19 protein-coding genes and 1 tRNA gene are annotated in these 17,937 nt (G+C 41.8%); 9 read left to right on the forward strand and 11 right to left on the reverse strand.

Features of this window, described 5'->3' with window-relative positions; translation table 11 throughout:
- Nucleotides 1-491 precede the first annotated feature (491 nt).
- Both rpsO and AC805_RS08550 read left to right on the forward strand, forming a co-directional pair.
- The gene (gene rpsO, locus AC805_RS08545; protein ID WP_009628343.1) at nt 492-761 is read left to right on the forward strand and encodes a 30S ribosomal protein S15; all 270 of its coding nucleotides are present in this window, start codon (nt 492-494) and stop codon (nt 759-761) included.
- A gap of 243 nt (nt 762-1,004) precedes the next feature.
- Nucleotides 1,005-1,502, forward strand: a complete 498-nt coding sequence (locus AC805_RS08550; protein ID WP_055075035.1) for a PAM68 family protein — start codon at nt 1,005-1,007, stop codon at nt 1,500-1,502.
- Between the two features lie 37 nt (nt 1,503-1,539).
- On the opposite strand, the gene AC805_RS08555 is transcribed toward AC805_RS08550, so the two are convergent.
- The 6 genes from AC805_RS08555 to AC805_RS08580 form a co-directional block, all read right to left on the reverse strand.
- Complete coding sequence (locus tag AC805_RS08555) at nt 1,540-2,196, reverse strand: hypothetical protein (protein ID WP_055075036.1); 657 nt, start codon at nt 2,194-2,196, stop codon at nt 1,540-1,542.
- An 11-nt stretch (nt 2,197-2,207) separates the two neighbouring features.
- Nucleotides 2,208-2,666 (reverse strand): hypothetical protein, encoded by a 459-nt coding sequence (locus tag AC805_RS08560; RefSeq protein WP_055075051.1) that lies wholly within the window; start codon nt 2,664-2,666, stop codon nt 2,208-2,210.
- Between the two features lie 87 nt (nt 2,667-2,753).
- Complete coding sequence (locus AC805_RS08565; protein WP_055075037.1) at nt 2,754-3,029, reverse strand: hypothetical protein; 276 nt, start codon at nt 3,027-3,029, stop codon at nt 2,754-2,756.
- Nucleotides 3,026-3,706, reverse strand: coding sequence for a V4R domain-containing protein (locus tag AC805_RS08570; RefSeq protein ID WP_055075038.1), 681 nt, complete (start codon nt 3,704-3,706; stop codon nt 3,026-3,028). Before AC805_RS08570 ends, AC805_RS08565 begins: the two co-directional genes overlap by 4 nt.
- A gap of 212 nt (nt 3,707-3,918) precedes the next feature.
- The gene (locus tag AC805_RS08575; protein ID WP_055075039.1) at nt 3,919-4,413 is read right to left on the reverse strand and encodes a 2Fe-2S iron-sulfur cluster-binding protein; all 495 of its coding nucleotides are present in this window, start codon (nt 4,411-4,413) and stop codon (nt 3,919-3,921) included.
- A gap of 476 nt (nt 4,414-4,889) precedes the next feature.
- Nucleotides 4,890-5,990, reverse strand: coding sequence for a hypothetical protein (locus tag AC805_RS08580; RefSeq protein ID WP_055075040.1), 1,101 nt, complete (start codon nt 5,988-5,990; stop codon nt 4,890-4,892).
- 19 nt (nt 5,991-6,009) lie between these two features.
- Here AC805_RS08580 and AC805_RS08585 point away from each other — a divergent pair, with 19 nt between their 5' ends.
- From AC805_RS08585 to AC805_RS08600, 4 genes are all read left to right on the forward strand, one after another.
- Complete coding sequence (locus AC805_RS08585) at nt 6,010-6,936, forward strand: LysR family transcriptional regulator (RefSeq protein WP_055075041.1); 927 nt, start codon at nt 6,010-6,012, stop codon at nt 6,934-6,936.
- 107 nt (nt 6,937-7,043) lie between these two features.
- Nucleotides 7,044-8,090, forward strand: a complete 1,047-nt coding sequence (hisC, locus tag AC805_RS08590) for a histidinol-phosphate transaminase (protein WP_055075042.1) — start codon at nt 7,044-7,046, stop codon at nt 8,088-8,090.
- A 30-nt stretch (nt 8,091-8,120) separates the two neighbouring features.
- Nucleotides 8,121-9,293: an AAA family ATPase gene (locus tag AC805_RS08595; protein WP_055075043.1), complete on the forward strand. Its 1,173-nt coding sequence runs from the start codon at nt 8,121-8,123 to the stop codon at nt 9,291-9,293.
- Nucleotides 9,290-9,748 (forward strand): hypothetical protein, encoded by a 459-nt coding sequence (locus AC805_RS08600; RefSeq protein ID WP_055075044.1) that lies wholly within the window; start codon nt 9,290-9,292, stop codon nt 9,746-9,748. Before AC805_RS08595 ends, AC805_RS08600 begins: the two co-directional genes overlap by 4 nt.
- Nucleotides 9,749-9,774: 26 nt before the next feature.
- Here AC805_RS08600 and AC805_RS08605 read toward each other — a convergent pair whose 3' ends face one another.
- The 3 genes from AC805_RS08605 to AC805_RS08615 all read right to left on the reverse strand — a co-directional run bounded on the left by AC805_RS08605 (nt 9,775) and on the right by AC805_RS08615 (nt 11,116).
- Nucleotides 9,775-10,437, reverse strand: a complete 663-nt coding sequence (locus AC805_RS08605; RefSeq protein WP_055075045.1) for a Uma2 family endonuclease — start codon at nt 10,435-10,437, stop codon at nt 9,775-9,777.
- Between the two features lie 26 nt (nt 10,438-10,463).
- A tRNA-Ala gene (locus AC805_RS08610) sits at nt 10,464-10,536 on the reverse strand.
- Between the two features lie 79 nt (nt 10,537-10,615).
- Entirely contained in the window at nt 10,616-11,116 is a 501-nt protein-coding gene (locus AC805_RS08615) for a hypothetical protein (protein WP_055075046.1), read from the reverse strand.
- 482 nt (nt 11,117-11,598) lie between these two features.
- On the opposite strand from AC805_RS08615, the gene AC805_RS08620 reads away from it, so the two are divergent.
- The 3 genes from AC805_RS08620 (at nt 11,599) to AC805_RS08630 (ending at nt 14,949) form a co-directional block, all read left to right on the forward strand.
- Nucleotides 11,599-12,495, forward strand: coding sequence for a 4-hydroxybenzoate solanesyltransferase (locus AC805_RS08620; RefSeq protein WP_055075047.1), 897 nt, complete (start codon nt 11,599-11,601; stop codon nt 12,493-12,495).
- 92 nt (nt 12,496-12,587) lie between these two features.
- On the forward strand, nt 12,588-12,809 hold the full coding sequence (locus AC805_RS08625) for a Calvin cycle protein CP12 (protein WP_009629451.1): 222 nt from the start codon (nt 12,588-12,590) through the stop codon (nt 12,807-12,809).
- A gap of 628 nt (nt 12,810-13,437) precedes the next feature.
- Nucleotides 13,438-14,949, forward strand: a complete 1,512-nt coding sequence (locus AC805_RS08630; RefSeq protein WP_156341357.1) for a hypothetical protein — start codon at nt 13,438-13,440, stop codon at nt 14,947-14,949.
- 203 nt (nt 14,950-15,152) lie between these two features.
- Here AC805_RS08630 and AC805_RS08635 read toward each other — a convergent pair whose 3' ends face one another.
- Nucleotides 15,153-16,415 carry a site-2 protease family protein gene (locus AC805_RS08635; protein WP_055075049.1) on the reverse strand — a complete coding sequence of 421 codons (1,263 nt, stop codon included), beginning with the start codon at nt 16,413-16,415 and terminating at the stop codon, nt 15,153-15,155.
- 71 nt (nt 16,416-16,486) lie between these two features.
- Complete coding sequence (locus AC805_RS08640; protein ID WP_055075050.1) at nt 16,487-17,785, reverse strand: CCA tRNA nucleotidyltransferase; 1,299 nt, start codon at nt 17,783-17,785, stop codon at nt 16,487-16,489.
- Nucleotides 17,786-17,937: the final 152 nt, after the last annotated feature.

Genomic DNA, 17,937 nt, shown 5'->3' on the forward strand with positions numbered 1-17,937 from the left:
TATAGCTACCGCCAACTGTATCAGGACATAAAACCCAAGATCGTGTTGCCGCGCTCCACGTGGCAACACGATCTTGGGTTTTAATTTTGTCTTAACAAGACTGGCGGTAGCTCTAAAAGGATGAGTGGCGGCGCGAAGCGCCGCCACTCATCCTTTTAGAGCTACCGCAATTGCGGGAAATTTTTGATGGAAAGATCGGCATCCAACATGTTAAGCTAGTCTGTCTAAAAGATCGCAGTTTTAGAAATTATGGCGATCGCCATAATTTCCCCATAAATACTCAGAGACTACTGAGGAATGGAAACTGCCTAGGCAGTCGATCTGTCGTTGAGGGAGTAAATCGGCTACCTCGCGATAAGTGGCGAAATTCCAGAGATGGAAATAACTAGGAATTCCCAACCGTGAGGTTAGGAACCTCGCTTTAAACTCCTAAGTGCGTTTACTGTCGAGTTTAGATCACGTACACTTCAAAACACGTTCAAGTTTTTATCATGGCACTTTTGCAAGAACGCAAGCTCGAAATATTCTCCGAATATCAAAAACACCCTACTGACACAGGCTCCTCTGATGTTCAGGTGGCATTGCTCACCGAGCGGGTTAACCAACTAACCACTCACCTCAAGCTACATCCTAAAGATTTCTCTTCTCGCCGTAGTTTGCTCAAAATCATCGGTCAACGTAAGCGTTTACTGGCTTATGTACGTAACCAAGATCGCGCCCACTACAAGCAACTCATTCAAAGCCTTGGTGTAAGAGGCTAGATCCAAAATTCTAGATGCCTTATATATCTGGAAATTATCTCTGGAAATTATATCTGGAGATCTAGGAATGGCGATCGCTTCGCATAATACTTCACCCCATCAAAGATGTAATACCAATTCACGAAAGTGTTGTCACACTTTCGTGAATTGGAAATCAAACCCAGTAAGGGTTTTCAAAGCTCAAAATGGCTACGCCATTTTGAGCTTTGGTATAAAAACAAGAAGCTAAAGTAAGGGGCAAAAGTGAGTAAACCAACCACAGAAAGGATTCCTTTCGAGCCAAATAATCGTAATAAAAAAGCTAAGGAGCCGAAAAAAGCACCTGTGGCTCCCGCTACTAAGGCAACTGTCAAGCCAGCAATTCCTAATACCTCAAAGATCAAGAGTAGTAATTCTTTGGGAATTCCTGACGAAGTAAACCGTCGGATCGTTCGGCGGGCTGCTCTTTTTTGCGGTATACCTACGGGTATGGGGCTGACAACATTTATCGTTAGCTATTTTTTGGTTAGCAAACATATCGTTGACTTACCAACTTCGGCGGTGGTTTTGTTGAGTATGTTGTTTTTGGGAATAGGAGTTCTCGGACTCAGCTACGGGGCGATTTCTGCATCTTGGGATGAAGGACGGATCGGTAGTTGGTGGGGTGGCAAAGAGTTTAAGAAAAACTTTGGTCATCTAACTGAGGCTTGGAAGTCCCAGCAACAATTAGTCAAAGCATCTCAACAATCAAAAAATAAATAAAAAAGGCGGCACGATGTGCCACCTTTTTTTTTCTTAGCTACTTTAGAAGTCGCTGTAGAATTGCTTCATGGGTTAGACCTTCAGCCAAAAGAGAATCCACCACTTGCAGTCTTTCGGGCAATCCGATGATGTAGGTATTACAACTAGCTCCTAAGGATTCGCAAGTTGTCTGAACTGCCAATAACTCACGTCCCGTCAAACGGGTAAAGAACGACGTAAAAATTCCTGATTCTAGATATCCAGTTGGCATCGTATTGCCATTAACTGCCCTTACATAGGGAGAGTTATAGGTATTAATGAGAATGAGTCCTTGAGCTTGATATTCGGGGATAAACTCGAACTTTCCCCAGCCATGGGTTTGCCAACATTCCCGCAGGCTCTGAATGAATGTGATCATATCCATCTCAGCTAGAGACTGGGCGTAATATTCTTCCAAGGATTCGGTAAAGCGGGTATAAAAGTTTTTGCCCCACCACTTGCCACAGTTAAACAGGACTAGCCTCGATGCTTGTCCTGTTTCCTTGGCTAAGCCTGCGTAAAGGGAAGAAATTAATGTGTCAGGAACAGCTATTAGGCGATCGCCGCGACGATTTTCGAGCAACCCAATTTCCAGATCGCCTTTGACATAGGAGTTATAGTCAAAAAAGTTAGCAGGAATGCGATTTTCTTTAATGAGATCGGCAACAGAAATCATAATGTTTGTCTCTAGTAGATTAGCGTGACTTGGGCGGCGGTAATCAAAGGCTGGATCAAAGCCAGTTGCACGGGACTAACCTGTTGACGCAATCCTTGATTGAGTAACTTGTAGAGGGTTTCATTGAGGCGGCGCATATCTCGCATAGACATAATCCCTTCTAGCCAATTTAGCAATCTTTGCTTTAAAAAATTCTCGTCGTTTAAAAGCATTGCCATCGAGCTATAGCGGAGAACAAGGATTAAATTTTTAATCCCAGTCTCCAGATCTGCTTCGGTTACATTGGGTAACTCACTAGGCACTTGATCGGCTACGGCTTGCAAGATATCGATTTCGCGATCGCGAATTAATTTATACAGTTTTAAGCGTTCGGGCAGTGAGTTAATATAACTTTCCATCAGTCCTAGCTCATCCGAGGCAAGGTAACGGTCTTGCGCTTGGTTTATTAAGTCTTGAATCTTAGGAATCATAGTTCTAATATTACGAGAGTTAAATTTTTGCAAATCGAGATTGCGCACTATTACTCTGCTGAGAAGATCCTCTGCCGAGAATAATTTTTAGAAGAATTTAGAAATATCGTCGAGGAAATCTTCAAGGGTTTCATTGCTTTCATCGACCGAAGAGTTACTAAGCTTAGTATCACTAGATGTGACGGCAATTGCAGGAATACCAGTCCAAGAGATGGATCGGAAATATTCTCTTACGGACATCAAAAGGCTCAATGACTGACTCGCTTGCCCATTATTGCTTACAGGTGCGATCGTCCGATTTTCCCAATTTACGCCCTGCCAAAAGCTGCGTAATGGCTGTAGCTGCCAATCCGAACTACTCATTTTAGAAATTCTCCATTGCGCAAACGACCCTCAATGTCTCGAGTTGTCGCCCCTTCATTTAGCCAAAACGAAGCTGCATCAATCCGATTTTTGCCCCCGAGGAGGAATTTACAGTAGTTTTCTCCCATCGAATAGCATTGAATCTCAATACATTCCAGCTCTTTATTGACTAAATGGGTAAAGAACCCCGAGAACAAACCTGCATATAAATGACAAACAGGCTTGCCCACATCACCAAGGCTACGCGCAACCGCAGAATCAAACACGCTAATAAACATGAATCCCTGCTTGCGATCGCTCATATCTACCTGCCAGCGTCCCCAGCCTTGCGAGGTAAATGGCCACCACCAAGTTTCTAGCAAAAACGGTAAATTTGTTTGACGAATACTGCGCCCAAAATCCCGCTCAAACCATTTGGTAAAGAACAATGCATCTTGCTGTCCCCATTCACAGCCGATGGAATACATGACAGCTGCCGAAGCTTCACCAACTTCATCTTCTAAGCCTTCCTGCAATCCAATAATAAAGTCTTCACTGGTAAGGATATTTCTCGAACCATTCCAATCTTCGATGATTCCCCTTTCCAAATCGGGTAGAAAAAAATCTTGCAGACTATAGTGATTATTTTTTCTTTTCGCTCTAGTTGCGCTATTTGGGCGCTCGACGGCAACAGTCATAAGTAAATACTCCTATCCAAAAGATGGCTAAATGCACAGATTAAATACAAAGATTAAATAAAAAGATTAAATACAAAGTTAATCCTGAGCACAAACAACTGAATAATAAAAATAATTAATAATAACCAATAGATCGCCTAGATCGCCAGATCGTTAACTGAATTAAAATCCAGTTGCGATCGCATTAATTATATTTATTAATCATCTTATTTTTATTCAAAAACATCAGCTTTCTTCGTATTTGCTAATTGTTCTCCAACACTGAAATTAGTGTTTTCTAGTTGACGAACAACCGATCTAGTAATTAACTGACCTACCTCTACTAGCGTCTGCCCTGTGATCGGACTCAGCAGCGGCTTTTCACACCGTCGTCCAATTAAAGCTTCGATATCTTGAATTGATTGAACATACATACCGACAGGCAGTTCAACCACAATACCCTCGCCCATAACCTTGGCTTGGCAAGCCAGCCTAGAGTTTGGTTTACAAGTGGTAATGACTTCTAAAGTGCGCTGCTCTCGTTTACCCATGGGGCTAAGCGAAGACATTCCGTCTTGGATGTAAACGTGACAGGTCGCGCACATACCACGACCGCCACATTCTTTTAAAATACTTAGCTCTTCTCCCATTAAGCCAGATAGTAATGCACCATTAGTTGCAATATCCGCTATTTGGGCAATCGGCTCAATCCTTACGCGCTTAGCCATTATTAGCTTGCCTCTACAATTGTTCCCCTTAATATTAAAGATTATTTTAGCTCATTTACAGTATACAAATGGGGGACATCCCGCCAAATTGCCTACTAAAAAAAATAGAAATTCTCATTTTTTCTCATTTTGAAGTTAGGTTCCCAGCATTTTGCTCTGAAACCATAATCAACATTTTTAGTCAGCATTTTTGTTAAAAACAATAGTCATACTCCCTTCCCAGTAAAAAATTAGACGTTGCGGCGCGAAGCGCCGCAACGCTAATTCTTGGTTTTTAATGTCTAATTTTATAGCGGGAAGGGAGTAGCGATATAAGTTTAGCGTAGGACATAAACACCATTCATCTTTTGGTGTTTATGTCCTACGCTAAATGGGCTCATTTCGGTGAATTGGTATAAGTAACCAGTCATAATATCAACCCGAAGAATTGCGGCGCAGTCTGCGTCGCAATTCTTCGGGTTAATATTTAATTGCATCTAACTACTTAGTAGCATTTGTCTCTGATGACTATCGAGGCAGTCTTGTTCTAGCATTTGATCGAAATTACGAATTACCTGCTTACAACGTTTTATATAGGCAGAGACCCATAACCGAATTTCCTGAATTTGGTCTAAGCTGCAAATTATTTCTGATTGCTTGGGATGGACGATCTTGCCATCACGATCTACTTGAAACTCATCTAACCAAGCAGAAATAGGAAGACTAGATTTCCAATAATTTTTGACAACAACTTTACCTAAGTATTGGGTTGTAAAGTGACTTAATTTATTTAGGGCGACTAAAAGTTCATCTAACTTATACTCTTGCGGTGCAGTTTTCGCTGATACTAGCTTATTAGGACTATTGGTAATTTGTATAGGGTTATCGGTAGCTGTAGCCCTAGGCGCTGTAGGGGCAGAAAAGTTAGTAGGAGATACAGGAGGTGTTTGCGGCTTGTTGGGCTGAGCTTGTAAATTTATGTTACTGGTCTGTGCCCTTGTATTGGTGTTACTTGATGTATTACTGCTGGGACTGCTCGCTTTTGCCCTTGAGTCCGTACCTGCTTGTTTCTCAATTTGAGGAATCCTATCAACAGAGCTAGCTGATGCATATGGGTTGGTAAGAGGCTTAGCATTGCTATCTGCCGTTAGTGAACTCTTCACATCCTGCTCGGCAGTTGTACTCGGTGAGTTAGCATCTCGGCTCGCATTTGGTAAAGAATGCTGAGTTACTGTGCCTAATAGGAGCTTAAAGTATGCGACTGTGTTGTATGTATCTGTTTCGATTAAATATTTGATTTTGGTAATGCCCCGTCTATAGTCAGTATTTTTTAGGTCACTATCTGTCAGTACTAGTAGGACTAGCCCATGCGTCAGCTTGTAAATAAAAACAACATGACTAGCAAAGTGAAATTCAAAGGACTCAAATCCTTCGGGTACGTTCTCAACAACTTGCAGTACTCCTTGACCTAATGCTTGCTTTGTCCTTTCTAATACGGTATCTAAGCCGTAGAAGTAGGGTCGCATACGGCGGTTTGTGAGAGCAATCCCCACAATGCCTGCTAAATTCAAAAAATCTTGAATAACCTCCCGACTCATCTTTTCTCACGCTGCTTCTATGATCGATATACCGTTCACCCTAGACCAATTACGTATTCTTAAGGCGATCGCTGCTGAAGGTAGCTTTAAACGCGCCGCTGATAGCCTATATGTGTCCCAACCCGCCGTTAGCTTACAAGTCCAACACCTAGAGCGACAGCTAGATGTGCCTTTGTTCGATCGCGGAGGCAGAAGAGCACAGTTGACTGAGGCTGGACAGTTGCTACTTTCCTATGGCGATCGCATTTTAAGCCTTTGCCAAGAGACCTGTCGCGCCATTGACGATCTGCAAAACCTTAATGGTGGGACTCTAATTATAGGTGCTAGCCAAACGACAGGAACCTATCTAATGCCGCAGATGATTGGTTTGTTTCGCAAAAAATATCCTGAAGTCTCAGTACAACTCCACGTTCATTCTACAAGGCGAACTGCATGGAGTGTTGCGAACGGACAGGTAGACTTGGCAATTATTGGCGGCGAAATTCCTGCCGATTTACATGACTCTCTAGAGATTACACCCTATGCCGAAGATGAACTTGCGCTAATTCTACCAATTTCCCATCAGCTTGCTCAAGTTGGAGCCTTGCCGATTGAAGAGCTATACAAATTGCAGTTTATTACCCTTGACTCGCAATCAACTATTCGCAAGGCGATTGATCGCGTGCTCCTTGATAGTGGAGTCGATCCGCGCCAATTAGCGATCGCCATGGAGCTAAATTCAATTGAGGCAATTAAAAATGCTGTACAAGCAGGTTTGGGGGCGGCATTTTTATCAGTAACTGCGATCGAAAAGGAGTTGCAAATGGGGGCTTTGCAACAGGTGCGAATTGACGGAGTTGTCATCAAACGTATGTTGTTACAAATTCGCAATCCCAATCGCTATCGATCTAAGGCAACTGAGGCCTTTTGTAATGAAGTATTACCCGTATTTCGAGATAAAGCTTAGTTGAAATCTGGTTAAAGCTAACAAAGTCCTAAACCCATATAAAGCGATCGCGATAAAATAAAAAGTTCAAACCTAATTTTTCCTATTTTTCTTTTTCTTTCTAAACCATGAGCTACTTCCGCCCAGCCATTGATGCCATGACAGGTTATGTCCCTGGAGAACAGCCAAAGTCTGGTATCAAGGTTATTAAACTGAATACCAATGAAAACCCCTATGCACCTTCGCCAAAGGCGATCGCTGCCTTACAAAACATGGATGGCGATGCCTTGCGACGCTATCCTGACCCCTTTGCCCATGAGTTTTGTCAAGCTGTTAGCGAGGCTCTGGATGTGCCTGCGGATTGGGTAATTGTGGGTAATGGTAGTGATGATGTTTTAAATATTTTGATCAGGGCTTGTGCGGAAGGGCGCGATCGCAAGGTGGTTTATCCGATGCCGACCTATGTGCTATATCGGACTTTATCGGCGATGCAACCTGCGGAAATAGTTGAAGTCCCCTATGGTGAAAATTTTCAGTTGCCGATCGCTGAATTAGTGGCAGCCAATGGAGCGGTAACTTTTATCGCTTCACCTAATAGTCCTTCGGGTCATGCCGTGCCTTTGGAGGATTTACGCCAATTAGCAGGGCAGGTTTCAGGTATTCTAGCGATCGATGAAGCCTATGTCGATTTTGCTGAATATTCGGCTTTGCCTTTGGTGCGAGAGTTTGACAATGTAATCGTGCTACGCACCTTGTCAAAAGGTTACTCCTTAGCAGGTTTGCGTTTGGGCTTTGGGATTGCGAATCCCCAGCTTTTGACTGGGCTATTTAAGGTTAAAGACAGCTATAACATTGATGCCGTAGCGATCGCTGTGGGTACTGCCGCCATGCGCGATCAATCCTACAAAATTGCCAATGCCGAAAAAGTCAAAACCTCACGGACTAAACTTACTTTAGATCTCAAAAATCTTGACTATACCGTACTAGAATCTCACGGTAACTTTGTGCTTGCCACTCCACCCAAAGGCAATGCTGAAGAGATTTATTTAAACCTCAAAGAATCAGGCATTTTAGTCCGCTATTTCAATCAAGCAGGACTAGCGGATAAGCTTCGCATTACCGTTGGTACTGATGAACAAAATCAAGCTCTAATTGATCTTTTATCCGTTCTTTAGTTTTTCTAATTAACTTATGAGCTAATTGCTATGACAGAGCTTAGTATTAAAAATCTCGGTCAAATTAAGAGTGCAAATATAGATTTCGGCGATCTAACTCTTTTTGTGGGATCTCAAGCTACAGGAAAAAGTATTTTATTGCAACTCATAAAGTTGGTATTTGATGGTGAGAATATTGGAGAAACTCTCATGAAATATGGATATCAATGGGAAGAAGATTTATCTAATTTCAATGAGCTTTACTTCGGTGAAGGAATGCGTAATCTTTGGAGTGATAGTACAAAGGTACTTTGGAGAGACGAAGAGATATATCTAGATGGTCTATTACCAAATGAAATATCAGATGATTATGAATATATGAATGATCCTGAATACCTGTTTTTTATACCTGCTCAACGTGTGTTAACTCTTGAGAATGGATGGCCGCGTTCATTCACCAATTTTGAAATTGGAGATCCCTATGTTGTTTGTAGATTTAGTGAACATCTTCGATTACTCATGCAACAAGGTTTCATAAATAAAGATAAAGACAATGCTATTTTTCCTCAAGCAGGACGACTCCGACAAGAAATAAGTGATGCTCTTAATGCCAGTATTTTTCATGGCGCTAAGGTTGAATTAAATACAGTTGAAATGCGTAAACGCATTCAAATCAATGTTAATGGTAATTTGTTGCCATTTATGGCTTGGTCGGCTGGTCAAAGAGAATTTATGCCTTTGCTGTTAGGGCTTTATTGGCTAATGCCTGTATCACATAATTCAAAGAAACCAGACATCGATTTTGTAGTTATTGAAGAACCAGAGATGGGTTTGCATCCTCGTGCAATTTTGTCGGTAATTTTGATGTGTCTAGAACTTATACATAGAGGTTACCGTTTACTCATTTCTACCCATTCACCTGTTCTTTTAGAAGCAGTTTGGGCAATTCGTAACTTACAAAATAATAATTCTGATGTTAAGTATCTCTATCAACTTTTTGATTTAAAACCATCACCACCTATTACCGAACTTTTTGAAAATATTCTCAAAAACAAGAAATTGTCCACCTATTATTTCGATCAAAAAGAAGATGGTGTTGAGGTGCGTGATATTTCATCATTAGATCCATTTGATGAAGATTTATCAACAGCCGATTGGGGTGGGTTAACTAGTTTTAGTAGTAGAGCATCTGAAGTTGTGTCTCAGGCAGTTCAAGATATATGAGTCGGAAAAAGCAATCTAAGAATAGTTTTAAAAACGATGTCGAATCTACTCCTCTGCTAAAAGATGCTTATAAAAGTGGCTTAAGAGCGTTAGGGAATTATAGTAGTAAAGTTAGTCCAACTGACACAAGCAAATGTCAAGGTAGTGTCGATATTGATGTTGCTGTTAAATCAATTTATCCTAATGCTTGCCGCTGGGATTATGTGGTTGGATATGGAGATCAAAGATACTTTATTGAAGTACATAGTGCGAAGACAAATGAAGTTAAAGCTGTCTTAAATAAGCTTCAGTGGTTAAAAGATTTTTTGGTAAAAGATGCTCCTAAATTAGACAACGGGAAAAGGAGTTTTTATTGGATTGCTTCTAATGGAATTCATATTTTGCCCAATAGTCCTCAATTTCGCCAGTTAGCCACAAAAGGTATAAAAGTTGTTGGTCAGCTAGATTTGCAATAAAAAAGCATTAAAAAAGTTAACGAAAACTATCTTTGTTGCATTTGTTGTTGCACCCATTTTCTGAAATTACGAATTAATTCATTGTCATCAATTAGCTCAGTTTGTTGTAAAAAATCGTCTAAAATATTACTAGAAATAATCGGGAAAGTAACACTATTTATTTGCTCTAGATACTCGCCATCTTGCAAAGTATAAATTTTTATACCTGTTTTGTTGTATCTCCAAATTTCAGCTGCTGCTAACTGTTGATAGATAGAAAATCTGCGATCGCTAGAGCTATAAAGATCAACTTCAACAACTAAATCAGGTGCAGGATCATTATATATATCAATTTTAAATCTACGAACTAGATGAGCATTTTGAATATAAAAACAAGAGTCTGGCTCTACGCCCACCGCCAAATCTTTGCGATTAAACGTTGTAGAGCCAAAGCTTTTAATGCTTAACCCTAACTCCTCGGTCAAGGTGATAATTAGTCTTTCTAAGATGCGATTTATCGCTTCATGTAGTTCTAATGGCATCCTGATTTCTAAAACTTCATGATAGTAGGCTAAACGAGCGTTACGATGTTCGCCCATGTCAGTTAGCAAAGCTTCATAGGTTTGCCAGCTAATATTTGGCAATATTGCTGTATTACTAGCAAACAATGGGGCAATTTCTTTTGGCGAAAATATAGGACTAATAGTCATAGAGTTGCCCTTGCTATTAAGAAAAATGGAGAATAGGAGGCTCGAACCCCTGACCTCTGCGGTGCGATCGCAGCACTCTACCAACTGAGCTAATTCCCCGACAGGCTATACATAGTAGCATATTTAACAAAAAAGGCGGCGCATTGCACCGCCTTTTTATTTACTTTTTTATTTATTTCTATTTATTAGATATAGGCGATCGCGCTTCACCATTCATTAAAAACCGCGATATTTTTTGCTCGTATCCCGAACCATCAGGAAACTCAACTACCAGTTGGGGATTTTTAATGTTTTCAGAAGGAATCTGGAGTAGGTATACATAGTCGCCGTTGCGAAATTCAAAATAGCTACCTTGATTGGGATTGTAAGTCCTCGCATTGAGTTTGACTCCAGGAGTACCATTTTTATTCACGCTACGATAATAACGAGGTTGGGAAATGTCTTTAGGATCGGAACAGATGTAGAGCGCATAATCTTTTGTCTCCGCATAAGCCAAAATCCCCCCCGTACCATCACAGGTTTGATCGTTGACCAACTCACTCGTTGATCCAATCGTTAAATTTTCTGATGAAGCATTCCCACCGCTTATTCCAGAACCAAGGATCAAAGACAAACCTATCAGTGCAGATGTTAAAGACTGTTTAAAAATAGCTGAACAAAAAGATTGAATTGAACGCATCTCTTAACCTCATACTTTTGCCATTAACTCTTGCCATTACAGATATGTCTCGCGACTTAACCAATAACGTAACAATACTGAAAAGCTTTGTAATCAGCTACTTTGCTTAAAAACAAGGAAGTTAACACTCGCCCGATTCTTTCTTCTATAGCAACACAAAACCACAAGATGAGTGGCGGCGCTTCGCGCCGCCACTCATCTTGTGGTTTTGCTGCTTAACTAATACCAATTCACGAAAGTGTGACAACACTTTTGTGAATTAAAAACCAAAACCAGTAAGGGTTTTCAAATCACAAAATGGCGTAGCCATTTTGTGATTTGGTATAACGTAAGTAGCTAGGAAAAACCTATGACGCAAGCGCTGCGTGCGCCATAGGTTTTGGGCTTTATATTTGTGCCTAGCTGTTTAACTAGCTTAAGCATTACTATAGAATTAATATATTCACGGATATTCACGGCAAAGGAATTGATAAGCATTCACCATGACGACTAGCCTGAGCAACAATGAGCCAACATTTCAAAAGATTGTTCGTCTTTTACGTTGGCATAAACCTGCTGGAAGGCTCATTTTGATGCTGCCTGCATTGTGGGCAACCGTAGCCGCATCCAAATCGCAACATCACCTACCACCTCTTAACCTCTTGATCGTGGTAATTCTCGGTAGTTTGGCAACCAGTGCCGCAGGTTGTGTGATTAACGATATCTGGGATCTTGATATCGATCCCAAGGTCGATCGCACCAAAAATCGTCCCCTCGCCGAGCGCTCCTTATCCATTCAAGTTGGGATCGCCGTATTATTAGTTTCAGGACTATGTGCCTTCCTGCTATCCACCTACCTCAATCCCCTGAGTTTTGGGCTTTGCTTTGCCGCTGTCCCCATCATTGTCATTTATCCTGCTTGCAAGCGTTTCTTTGCTGTACCCCAACTCGTACTATCGATCGCATGGGGATTTACAGTACTGATTCCTTGGAGCGCCGTTACGGGTGGACTCGATCGCCATGCTTGGGAGCTATGGATAGCGGTAATTGCTTGGACGATGGGCTTTGACACGATCTATGCCATGAGCGATCGCTCCGACGATCTGAGGGTTGGCATTAAATCCAGTGCCCTATTTTTTGGAAGATATGTAACATTTGCGATCGCTATTTTTTTGGCAATTACACTGGGATGCTTGATTTGGCTGGGTTTGGAAATCCAACTTGGTTACACACACTACTTTGCTTGCTTGACTAGCGCAGTAATATGGATATGGCAATGTAACAGATTGAATCAAGCGGAGATTCCTAGCGAGTTATATCAAAAAGCCTTTGGTCAAAATGTCTGGATCGGCTTTATTATCTTGGCAGGAATGCTCCCATCGACCCTAGGTTTTGGCTAAACCACGATCATCTAGATTCCTACTCCTGATGCATGATGGCTAGTTTGCCTCAGTCTGTTAATATCTAAGTCATAGATAGTAGAAGAAAATACATGAGCAATATTAAAGAGAAAATCCTCGAAGAAGTACAAATAGCCAGACAAATCTGCGAAACAAGCGGTACAGATTCTAAGGAATGTGCCGTTGCATGGGATGGCGTTGAGGAATTGCAAGCTGAAGCATCTCATCAAAAACAAGAGAAAAGTAAAAACTCCCTCGAAGTATATTGCGATGATAATCCTGAAGCTGCTGAATGTCGTCTATACGAAGACTAATTTCTCTATGTCTCAGGCATTTTGAAAATTAATATAAAAAAGGGGTGCTTTGCGCCCCTTTTTTATATGCGAGTATTTAGGGCTTCCTGAAAAAGCACAAAAGCTTGCTATATAAGGGTTTTAAGCTTTTTTTGCGATAACAAGTGCAAGATTATAGCGCCTAGAGGCTCAAAACCCTTGCACTTCCGTAGAAAATCGCTGGGTAAATTTGGGAAATATGCGACAAAATACTATTTTTAAAGCTGTATTGCCTTTAAATTCGCTCTGTAGACTTTTTCAGCAAGCCCTATTTATAGCTGCCATCAACTGTATCAGGGCAAAAACAAAAGAGGGTTGCCGCAGAGAGCGCAGCAACCCTCTTTTGTTTATGTTATGGCTATACTAATTTGCCGAAGTGCGCCAACAACTCTGTAGATTTTTGGGTTTGTGGAAGCGCCCCCCTTCGGGTGACGCTTCCACAAATCATTTGGGATTGCTATATAGCGGTTTTCAATGAGAGAATTGTGAAGTAGTGGGAAGTCTTGAAACATCTTTGAAACATCTTTGAAACATCTAATTTGAAGCATCTACATTTAATCTATATTTACAAGATTTACAAGAGAAATTCTTAGCCAATTGGGAATAGGGTATGACACAACTAAGCGTTATGGACTTGGCAAAGCAAGGCGATCCCCATGCGATCGCTACTTTGATCAATAGATCGCTAGCATCAAAAGGCATTCATGCAGAAGCGGTAATTGAAGCTGAATGTTTAAAAATATCCTTGCAGGCTGCTCAGATACCAAATCAAAAGGCAGTTGTGACAATTATCCATCGTGGCATGAGCGTTTTACAGGTGACCCAAATCAAGCGTGTTAAAATTTTTACCTATCGCTCGGACAATCACTATCTCGCATGGCAACATGAAATCAATCTTGATGATGGCAAAAATCAACAGCAACCATTACCCGAGCCGCAAACACAAAATCCTCAAGTAACTCAGCCTCAAGTAACTCAAGCAAGTAATTTAGTCCAGGATCGCAGTAAAGACTTGGTTAACAATCCTAAGGGGGTGATTTTAATCCAAAAATTATCGCAAATTCAGCAAAACCTACAAGAATATCAAGATATTATCGTGCGGTTTACTGACGAGCATATTGGCACTGTCCGATGCCTAACGACTCTCACCGAACTAATTCAAGTAATTAGTCAACCTAGTTTTTTATTTGCAGCAATTGCCTCCAATCCTAATTTACGAATTCTGCTTGACACGATCGCCGAATCGAGTCAGACCGATGAAAATGGCGATCAGGTGATTGCGAATCTATCAATATTGCAACCTGGACAACAATGGCAAAAAGCCAAAATCCGTCTAGTTACCAAAATATTTTTAGAACCTGCGGAACCGCCACAGGAGCGGGAAAGTACCGCCCATCACCACCAAGGCATTACCCTTGATTTATCCGAAACTAAGCCTGAGCCAGAGAGTTATGGACTTAACGAACCAGTCATCGAGACTCAAGTCCCCCCTCAAACCCAACCCGATCGGCCAATAAATCTAGACCAAGAAGCTAGTTTAGAGGAAATTACTGCAAATTCTTTATTTGATGACTTCCAAGAGGCTGTCACAGTTTCTCCAGAACCTAAACTAATTAATGATATTACCGAAAGTTCGGATTTTGCTGATTCCTTATTTGATGACTTTATGGAGAGCGGTACATCAAATAATTCTGAATTTATTAATTCACAAATATCTAAGCCAGACAATACGGATAATTCTGAAGATTTAGAAGGAAATTTAGAAGAAGATCTAGAAGAAGATTTGTTTGATCAATTCACTTCAAGCGATCGCCCCATAGAACAGCCTGTCAGTGATGATGTAGAAGTCAGTCTTGAAGCCATTAAGTCTAGAATTCCACAGCAAAATTTGGATAAACTATTACGGCTTATTGCGGAAGAGGAACAGCATAAAACCCAACCTTCAGCTATACCAAAGCAGACAAGCGATCGCATACCCAATATTGATATGGGCGCAACTACGATAGAACGAGTCTTGGGCAATATGGAAACCATCACTCTAAATAGTTCCGATACCAAAGCGAATCCGAACTTTGTCACTCTCGATGACTTATCTGGCGATCTGGATTCTCTAGGTTTCTAAGTAACTTTGAAACGGGCTTTGATAAAGGGTTTGCCTAGCAAACCCTTTATCAAAGCCCAAAGGTAAAAGCCTTGCTAAGCAAGGCTTTTACCTTTGGGCTTTTAAAATTTGCCAGCTTAACCCCAACTGACGTTAAATTCTGGTAGCTGTTGTTTAGAACCAAAGCCAGAGAGCATTGCGCTCTCTGGCTTTGGTTTTTCTGCTTATTTCCTATTTAACTGTTCGCAAATTTCCACTAGGCGAAAGTTAGGCGGGAATTTGCCATCTAATTTAATTTGTTTAATATATTCTGAAGGAATTCGCCATAGAAGTTTGCTATCTAGAGCCTTAATGATATCACCGCGATCGATAACGCCAGCAACCGATCCGACGGGCGATCGCACGATGATATAACGTAATTGTTTCTCTTCAAGTAGTTTCACTACCAAAGAGAGTGGAGCTTTGAGATCGACGGTATCGATTGCATCTAAGGGCTTGACAAGAGATTGTAAAGTTTGCGCTTGCCATTCACTACTGTCAATATTACGGATCGCCCCTGCGGAAATAATGCCGCGATCGCGTCCATTGGATGAAGCAATGTAGATAGGATTTGCGTCTTTTTCCTCCATCAACAAGAATTTATCAGCAAAATCACGCAGGGAAATTTCTCCATCCACCAGTCGAAAATCTCTGGTCATCGCCGTTTCAGCATTAATATCCAATAGAGCTTGCTGAAGATTATTAAGGTAGAGATAGCCCCCCGCACTGCCTAATAGAAACCAGCCGATGAAGATCAAAAACAGCCCGCCAATAGGACTGCCCAAGGCTACTAAGCCCCCCAATATCATCGTCATAATGCCACAGAATTGCCCCGAACGGGCTGCCCATCGAATGCCTGCAAAGCGATCGCCTGTTAGCTTCCAGACCGCAGCCTTAAGAATATGTCCGCCTTCAAAGGGAAGGGCGGGAATAAGGCTAAACACTCCAAATATGAGGTTGATTCGGGCAATATTGATGGTAATCATCGTCCAAATGGTACGCAGTTCGCCAATACTCTCAGGCAAGGTCTCAATCGTTTTAGGATTACTTGTAAAAATCGCATCTCCAGCTAGCATCCAAGCAGCCGTGAAGCCGATCGCACTTAAGATTAGGCTTGCTAAAGGTCCCGAAATGGCAATACTAAATACGGTGAATGGACTGTCAGATTCTTTCTCAACGGGATTGGAACCACCCATAAACTGAATATTAACCGCATTGACTTCTACACCGCACAGTTTAGCTGTAACCGCATGGGCAATTTTATTGAACGCGATCGACAAGAAGAAAAGAAATGCTGTAATCGCACCATAGCCAAGATAAAAAGAGGGCGATAATTTGGTGTAGGCAGCACTCAGCCAAACGGCAAGAAAGCCGAGGACGAGTAACCAAGAATAATCAATATAAATGGGAATGCCAGAAATGCTGCCGACGCGAATACCGCCTCTCATGATGTGTTGATCCTAAATTTATGTACTGATTGGCGCTTAAAGCTTTTGTATAATTACATTTTAACCATTTGTTATCCCATCGCAGCGAGAAAGGCGATCGCTTCCTCCTTGGATTGAATTTCCTGATCGAGGGCTGCCGATCGCAACAGCTTTAAGGTTTCTCCTATACGCTTACCCTTTGCATAGCCAAGCAGTTGTAGATCTGCCCCCGTTAAGGGAGATTTGACCAATTGCCACTGAGTTAAGTAACGCCAGAGAATAGGGCGAAAAATAGGATCGCATTTCGCCCCAGCCAATATTAATGACTGGGTATCAAATCTTTGCAGATTTTGCGCTATTTCGGAATTTTTTAGCGCAGCATTAGCTAAATTTGGTAAATTATTGAGCAAATCCGCTATCTTGATCTGCCTAGATTTCTGCTCTGGCGTTAAATTTAGATCGAGTTGCGTAGCAAGAGTAGGGGGCAAATAGGATAGTAATAATTCGAGCCCAAGCTGAAGCGGTGCGTAGTTTTTGGTTTCAATATCACTAATCTGTCTCAGCCAATATTGCGATCGCCGCCACTGATGTTTAAAGGAATTAGTTAAATCTGTGGGCAATTTCAATTCAGGATGGAGGCAGCGTAAGGCTCCTAATTGTTGCAATAGGGCAAACATTTGTGCAGCTTTGGGTTCAGCTAGGGTATAAAGCAGTTCCGATCGCAATCGCACACCACCGATCGCATCATGGATACCGCTTGCCGTTGTCGCCATAATTTCTGCATGGGTTGCTTGCTCAAGCTGAAAACCCAGACGGATCGCAAACCGAACCGCTCGAAATATGCGCCTAGGGTCCTCGGCAAAGCTCCCTTCCCGAATGACACGGACTTGCCGATCGAGCAAATCGGATAAACCTTGGAAGCGATCAATCACTTCGCCTTTAATCCCTAACTGCGGATCGAGTTCCAACGCCAAAGCATTAACCGTAAAATCACGCCGCCACAAATCTTCCTCCAGCGTTGTGGCGCTTACCTCTGGATTTGCCCCTGCATAGGCGTATATTTCCCGACGGGCTGTCGCCATATCCAGCGTAAAGTCTTGCCAGATTAGCTCCGCCGTTTGAAACTTCTCATGAATTTGCAACTTAGAATCAGGAAAAACCTCCTGTAAGGCGATCGCTACGGTAATTCCAGCCTTGGCACTCCCATCAAATACCAAATCAATATCCTTAGGAAAAGATGGCGCTACTTGGCACTTGCGGGCGATCGCATCACGCACTATTCCTCCCACGGCAAAAGCGCGTATATTCAGGTCGTGAGCAATCTGAGTAGTGGTTAAAAGAATCTGCCATTGCTGAGGACTAAAAAAGCGATCGAAATTTTTCAAAACCATGATTTTCGTTTAAACAAGACAAGCAAGCCATCCCACATACAGCAATTATCGATCAAACCAACCATAAGGAAATTTTTGAAAGCGTTGCTTCGCAACGCTTTCAAAAATTTCCTTGGTTTAGGTTTGAGCGCAAAGCGCTGTAAGTCAGGACA

The organism is Pseudanabaena sp. 'Roaring Creek' (genome assembly GCF_001402795.1).
Lineage (GTDB): Bacteria > Cyanobacteriota > Cyanobacteriia > Pseudanabaenales > Pseudanabaenaceae > Pseudanabaena.

What these genes read in the sequence shown, in the direction of transcription:
- rpsO (WP_009628343.1), top strand. Translation starts at nt 492, where the DNA reads ATGGCACTTTTGCAAGAACGCAAGCTCGAAATATTCTCCGAATATCAA.
- AC805_RS08555 (WP_055075036.1), bottom strand. Translation starts at nt 2,196, where the DNA reads ATGATTTCTGTTGCCGATCTCATTAAAGAAAATCGCATTCCTGCTAAC.
- AC805_RS08560 (WP_055075051.1), bottom strand. Translation starts at nt 2,666, where the DNA reads ATGATTCCTAAGATTCAAGACTTAATAAACCAAGCGCAAGACCGTTAC.
- AC805_RS08565 (WP_055075037.1), bottom strand. Translation starts at nt 3,029, where the DNA reads ATGAGTAGTTCGGATTGGCAGCTACAGCCATTACGCAGCTTTTGGCAG.
- AC805_RS08570 (WP_055075038.1), bottom strand. Translation starts at nt 3,706, where the DNA reads ATGACTGTTGCCGTCGAGCGCCCAAATAGCGCAACTAGAGCGAAAAGA.
- AC805_RS08575 (WP_055075039.1), bottom strand. Translation starts at nt 4,413, where the DNA reads ATGGCTAAGCGCGTAAGGATTGAGCCGATTGCCCAAATAGCGGATATT.
- AC805_RS08580 (WP_055075040.1), bottom strand. Translation starts at nt 5,990, where the DNA reads ATGAGTCGGGAGGTTATTCAAGATTTTTTGAATTTAGCAGGCATTGTG.
- AC805_RS08585 (WP_055075041.1), top strand. Translation starts at nt 6,010, where the DNA reads ATGATCGATATACCGTTCACCCTAGACCAATTACGTATTCTTAAGGCG.
- hisC (WP_055075042.1), top strand. Translation starts at nt 7,044, where the DNA reads ATGAGCTACTTCCGCCCAGCCATTGATGCCATGACAGGTTATGTCCCT.
- AC805_RS08595 (WP_055075043.1), top strand. Translation starts at nt 8,121, where the DNA reads ATGACAGAGCTTAGTATTAAAAATCTCGGTCAAATTAAGAGTGCAAAT.
- AC805_RS08600 (WP_055075044.1), top strand. Translation starts at nt 9,290, where the DNA reads ATGAGTCGGAAAAAGCAATCTAAGAATAGTTTTAAAAACGATGTCGAA.
- AC805_RS08605 (WP_055075045.1), bottom strand. Translation starts at nt 10,437, where the DNA reads ATGACTATTAGTCCTATATTTTCGCCAAAAGAAATTGCCCCATTGTTT.
- AC805_RS08615 (WP_055075046.1), bottom strand. Translation starts at nt 11,116, where the DNA reads ATGCGTTCAATTCAATCTTTTTGTTCAGCTATTTTTAAACAGTCTTTA.
- AC805_RS08620 (WP_055075047.1), top strand. Translation starts at nt 11,599, where the DNA reads ATGACGACTAGCCTGAGCAACAATGAGCCAACATTTCAAAAGATTGTT.
- AC805_RS08625 (WP_009629451.1), top strand. Translation starts at nt 12,588, where the DNA reads ATGAGCAATATTAAAGAGAAAATCCTCGAAGAAGTACAAATAGCCAGA.
- AC805_RS08630 (WP_156341357.1), top strand. Translation starts at nt 13,438, where the DNA reads ATGACACAACTAAGCGTTATGGACTTGGCAAAGCAAGGCGATCCCCAT.
- AC805_RS08635 (WP_055075049.1), bottom strand. Translation starts at nt 16,415, where the DNA reads ATGAGAGGCGGTATTCGCGTCGGCAGCATTTCTGGCATTCCCATTTAT.
- AC805_RS08640 (WP_055075050.1), bottom strand. Translation starts at nt 17,785, where the DNA reads ATGGTTTTGAAAAATTTCGATCGCTTTTTTAGTCCTCAGCAATGGCAG.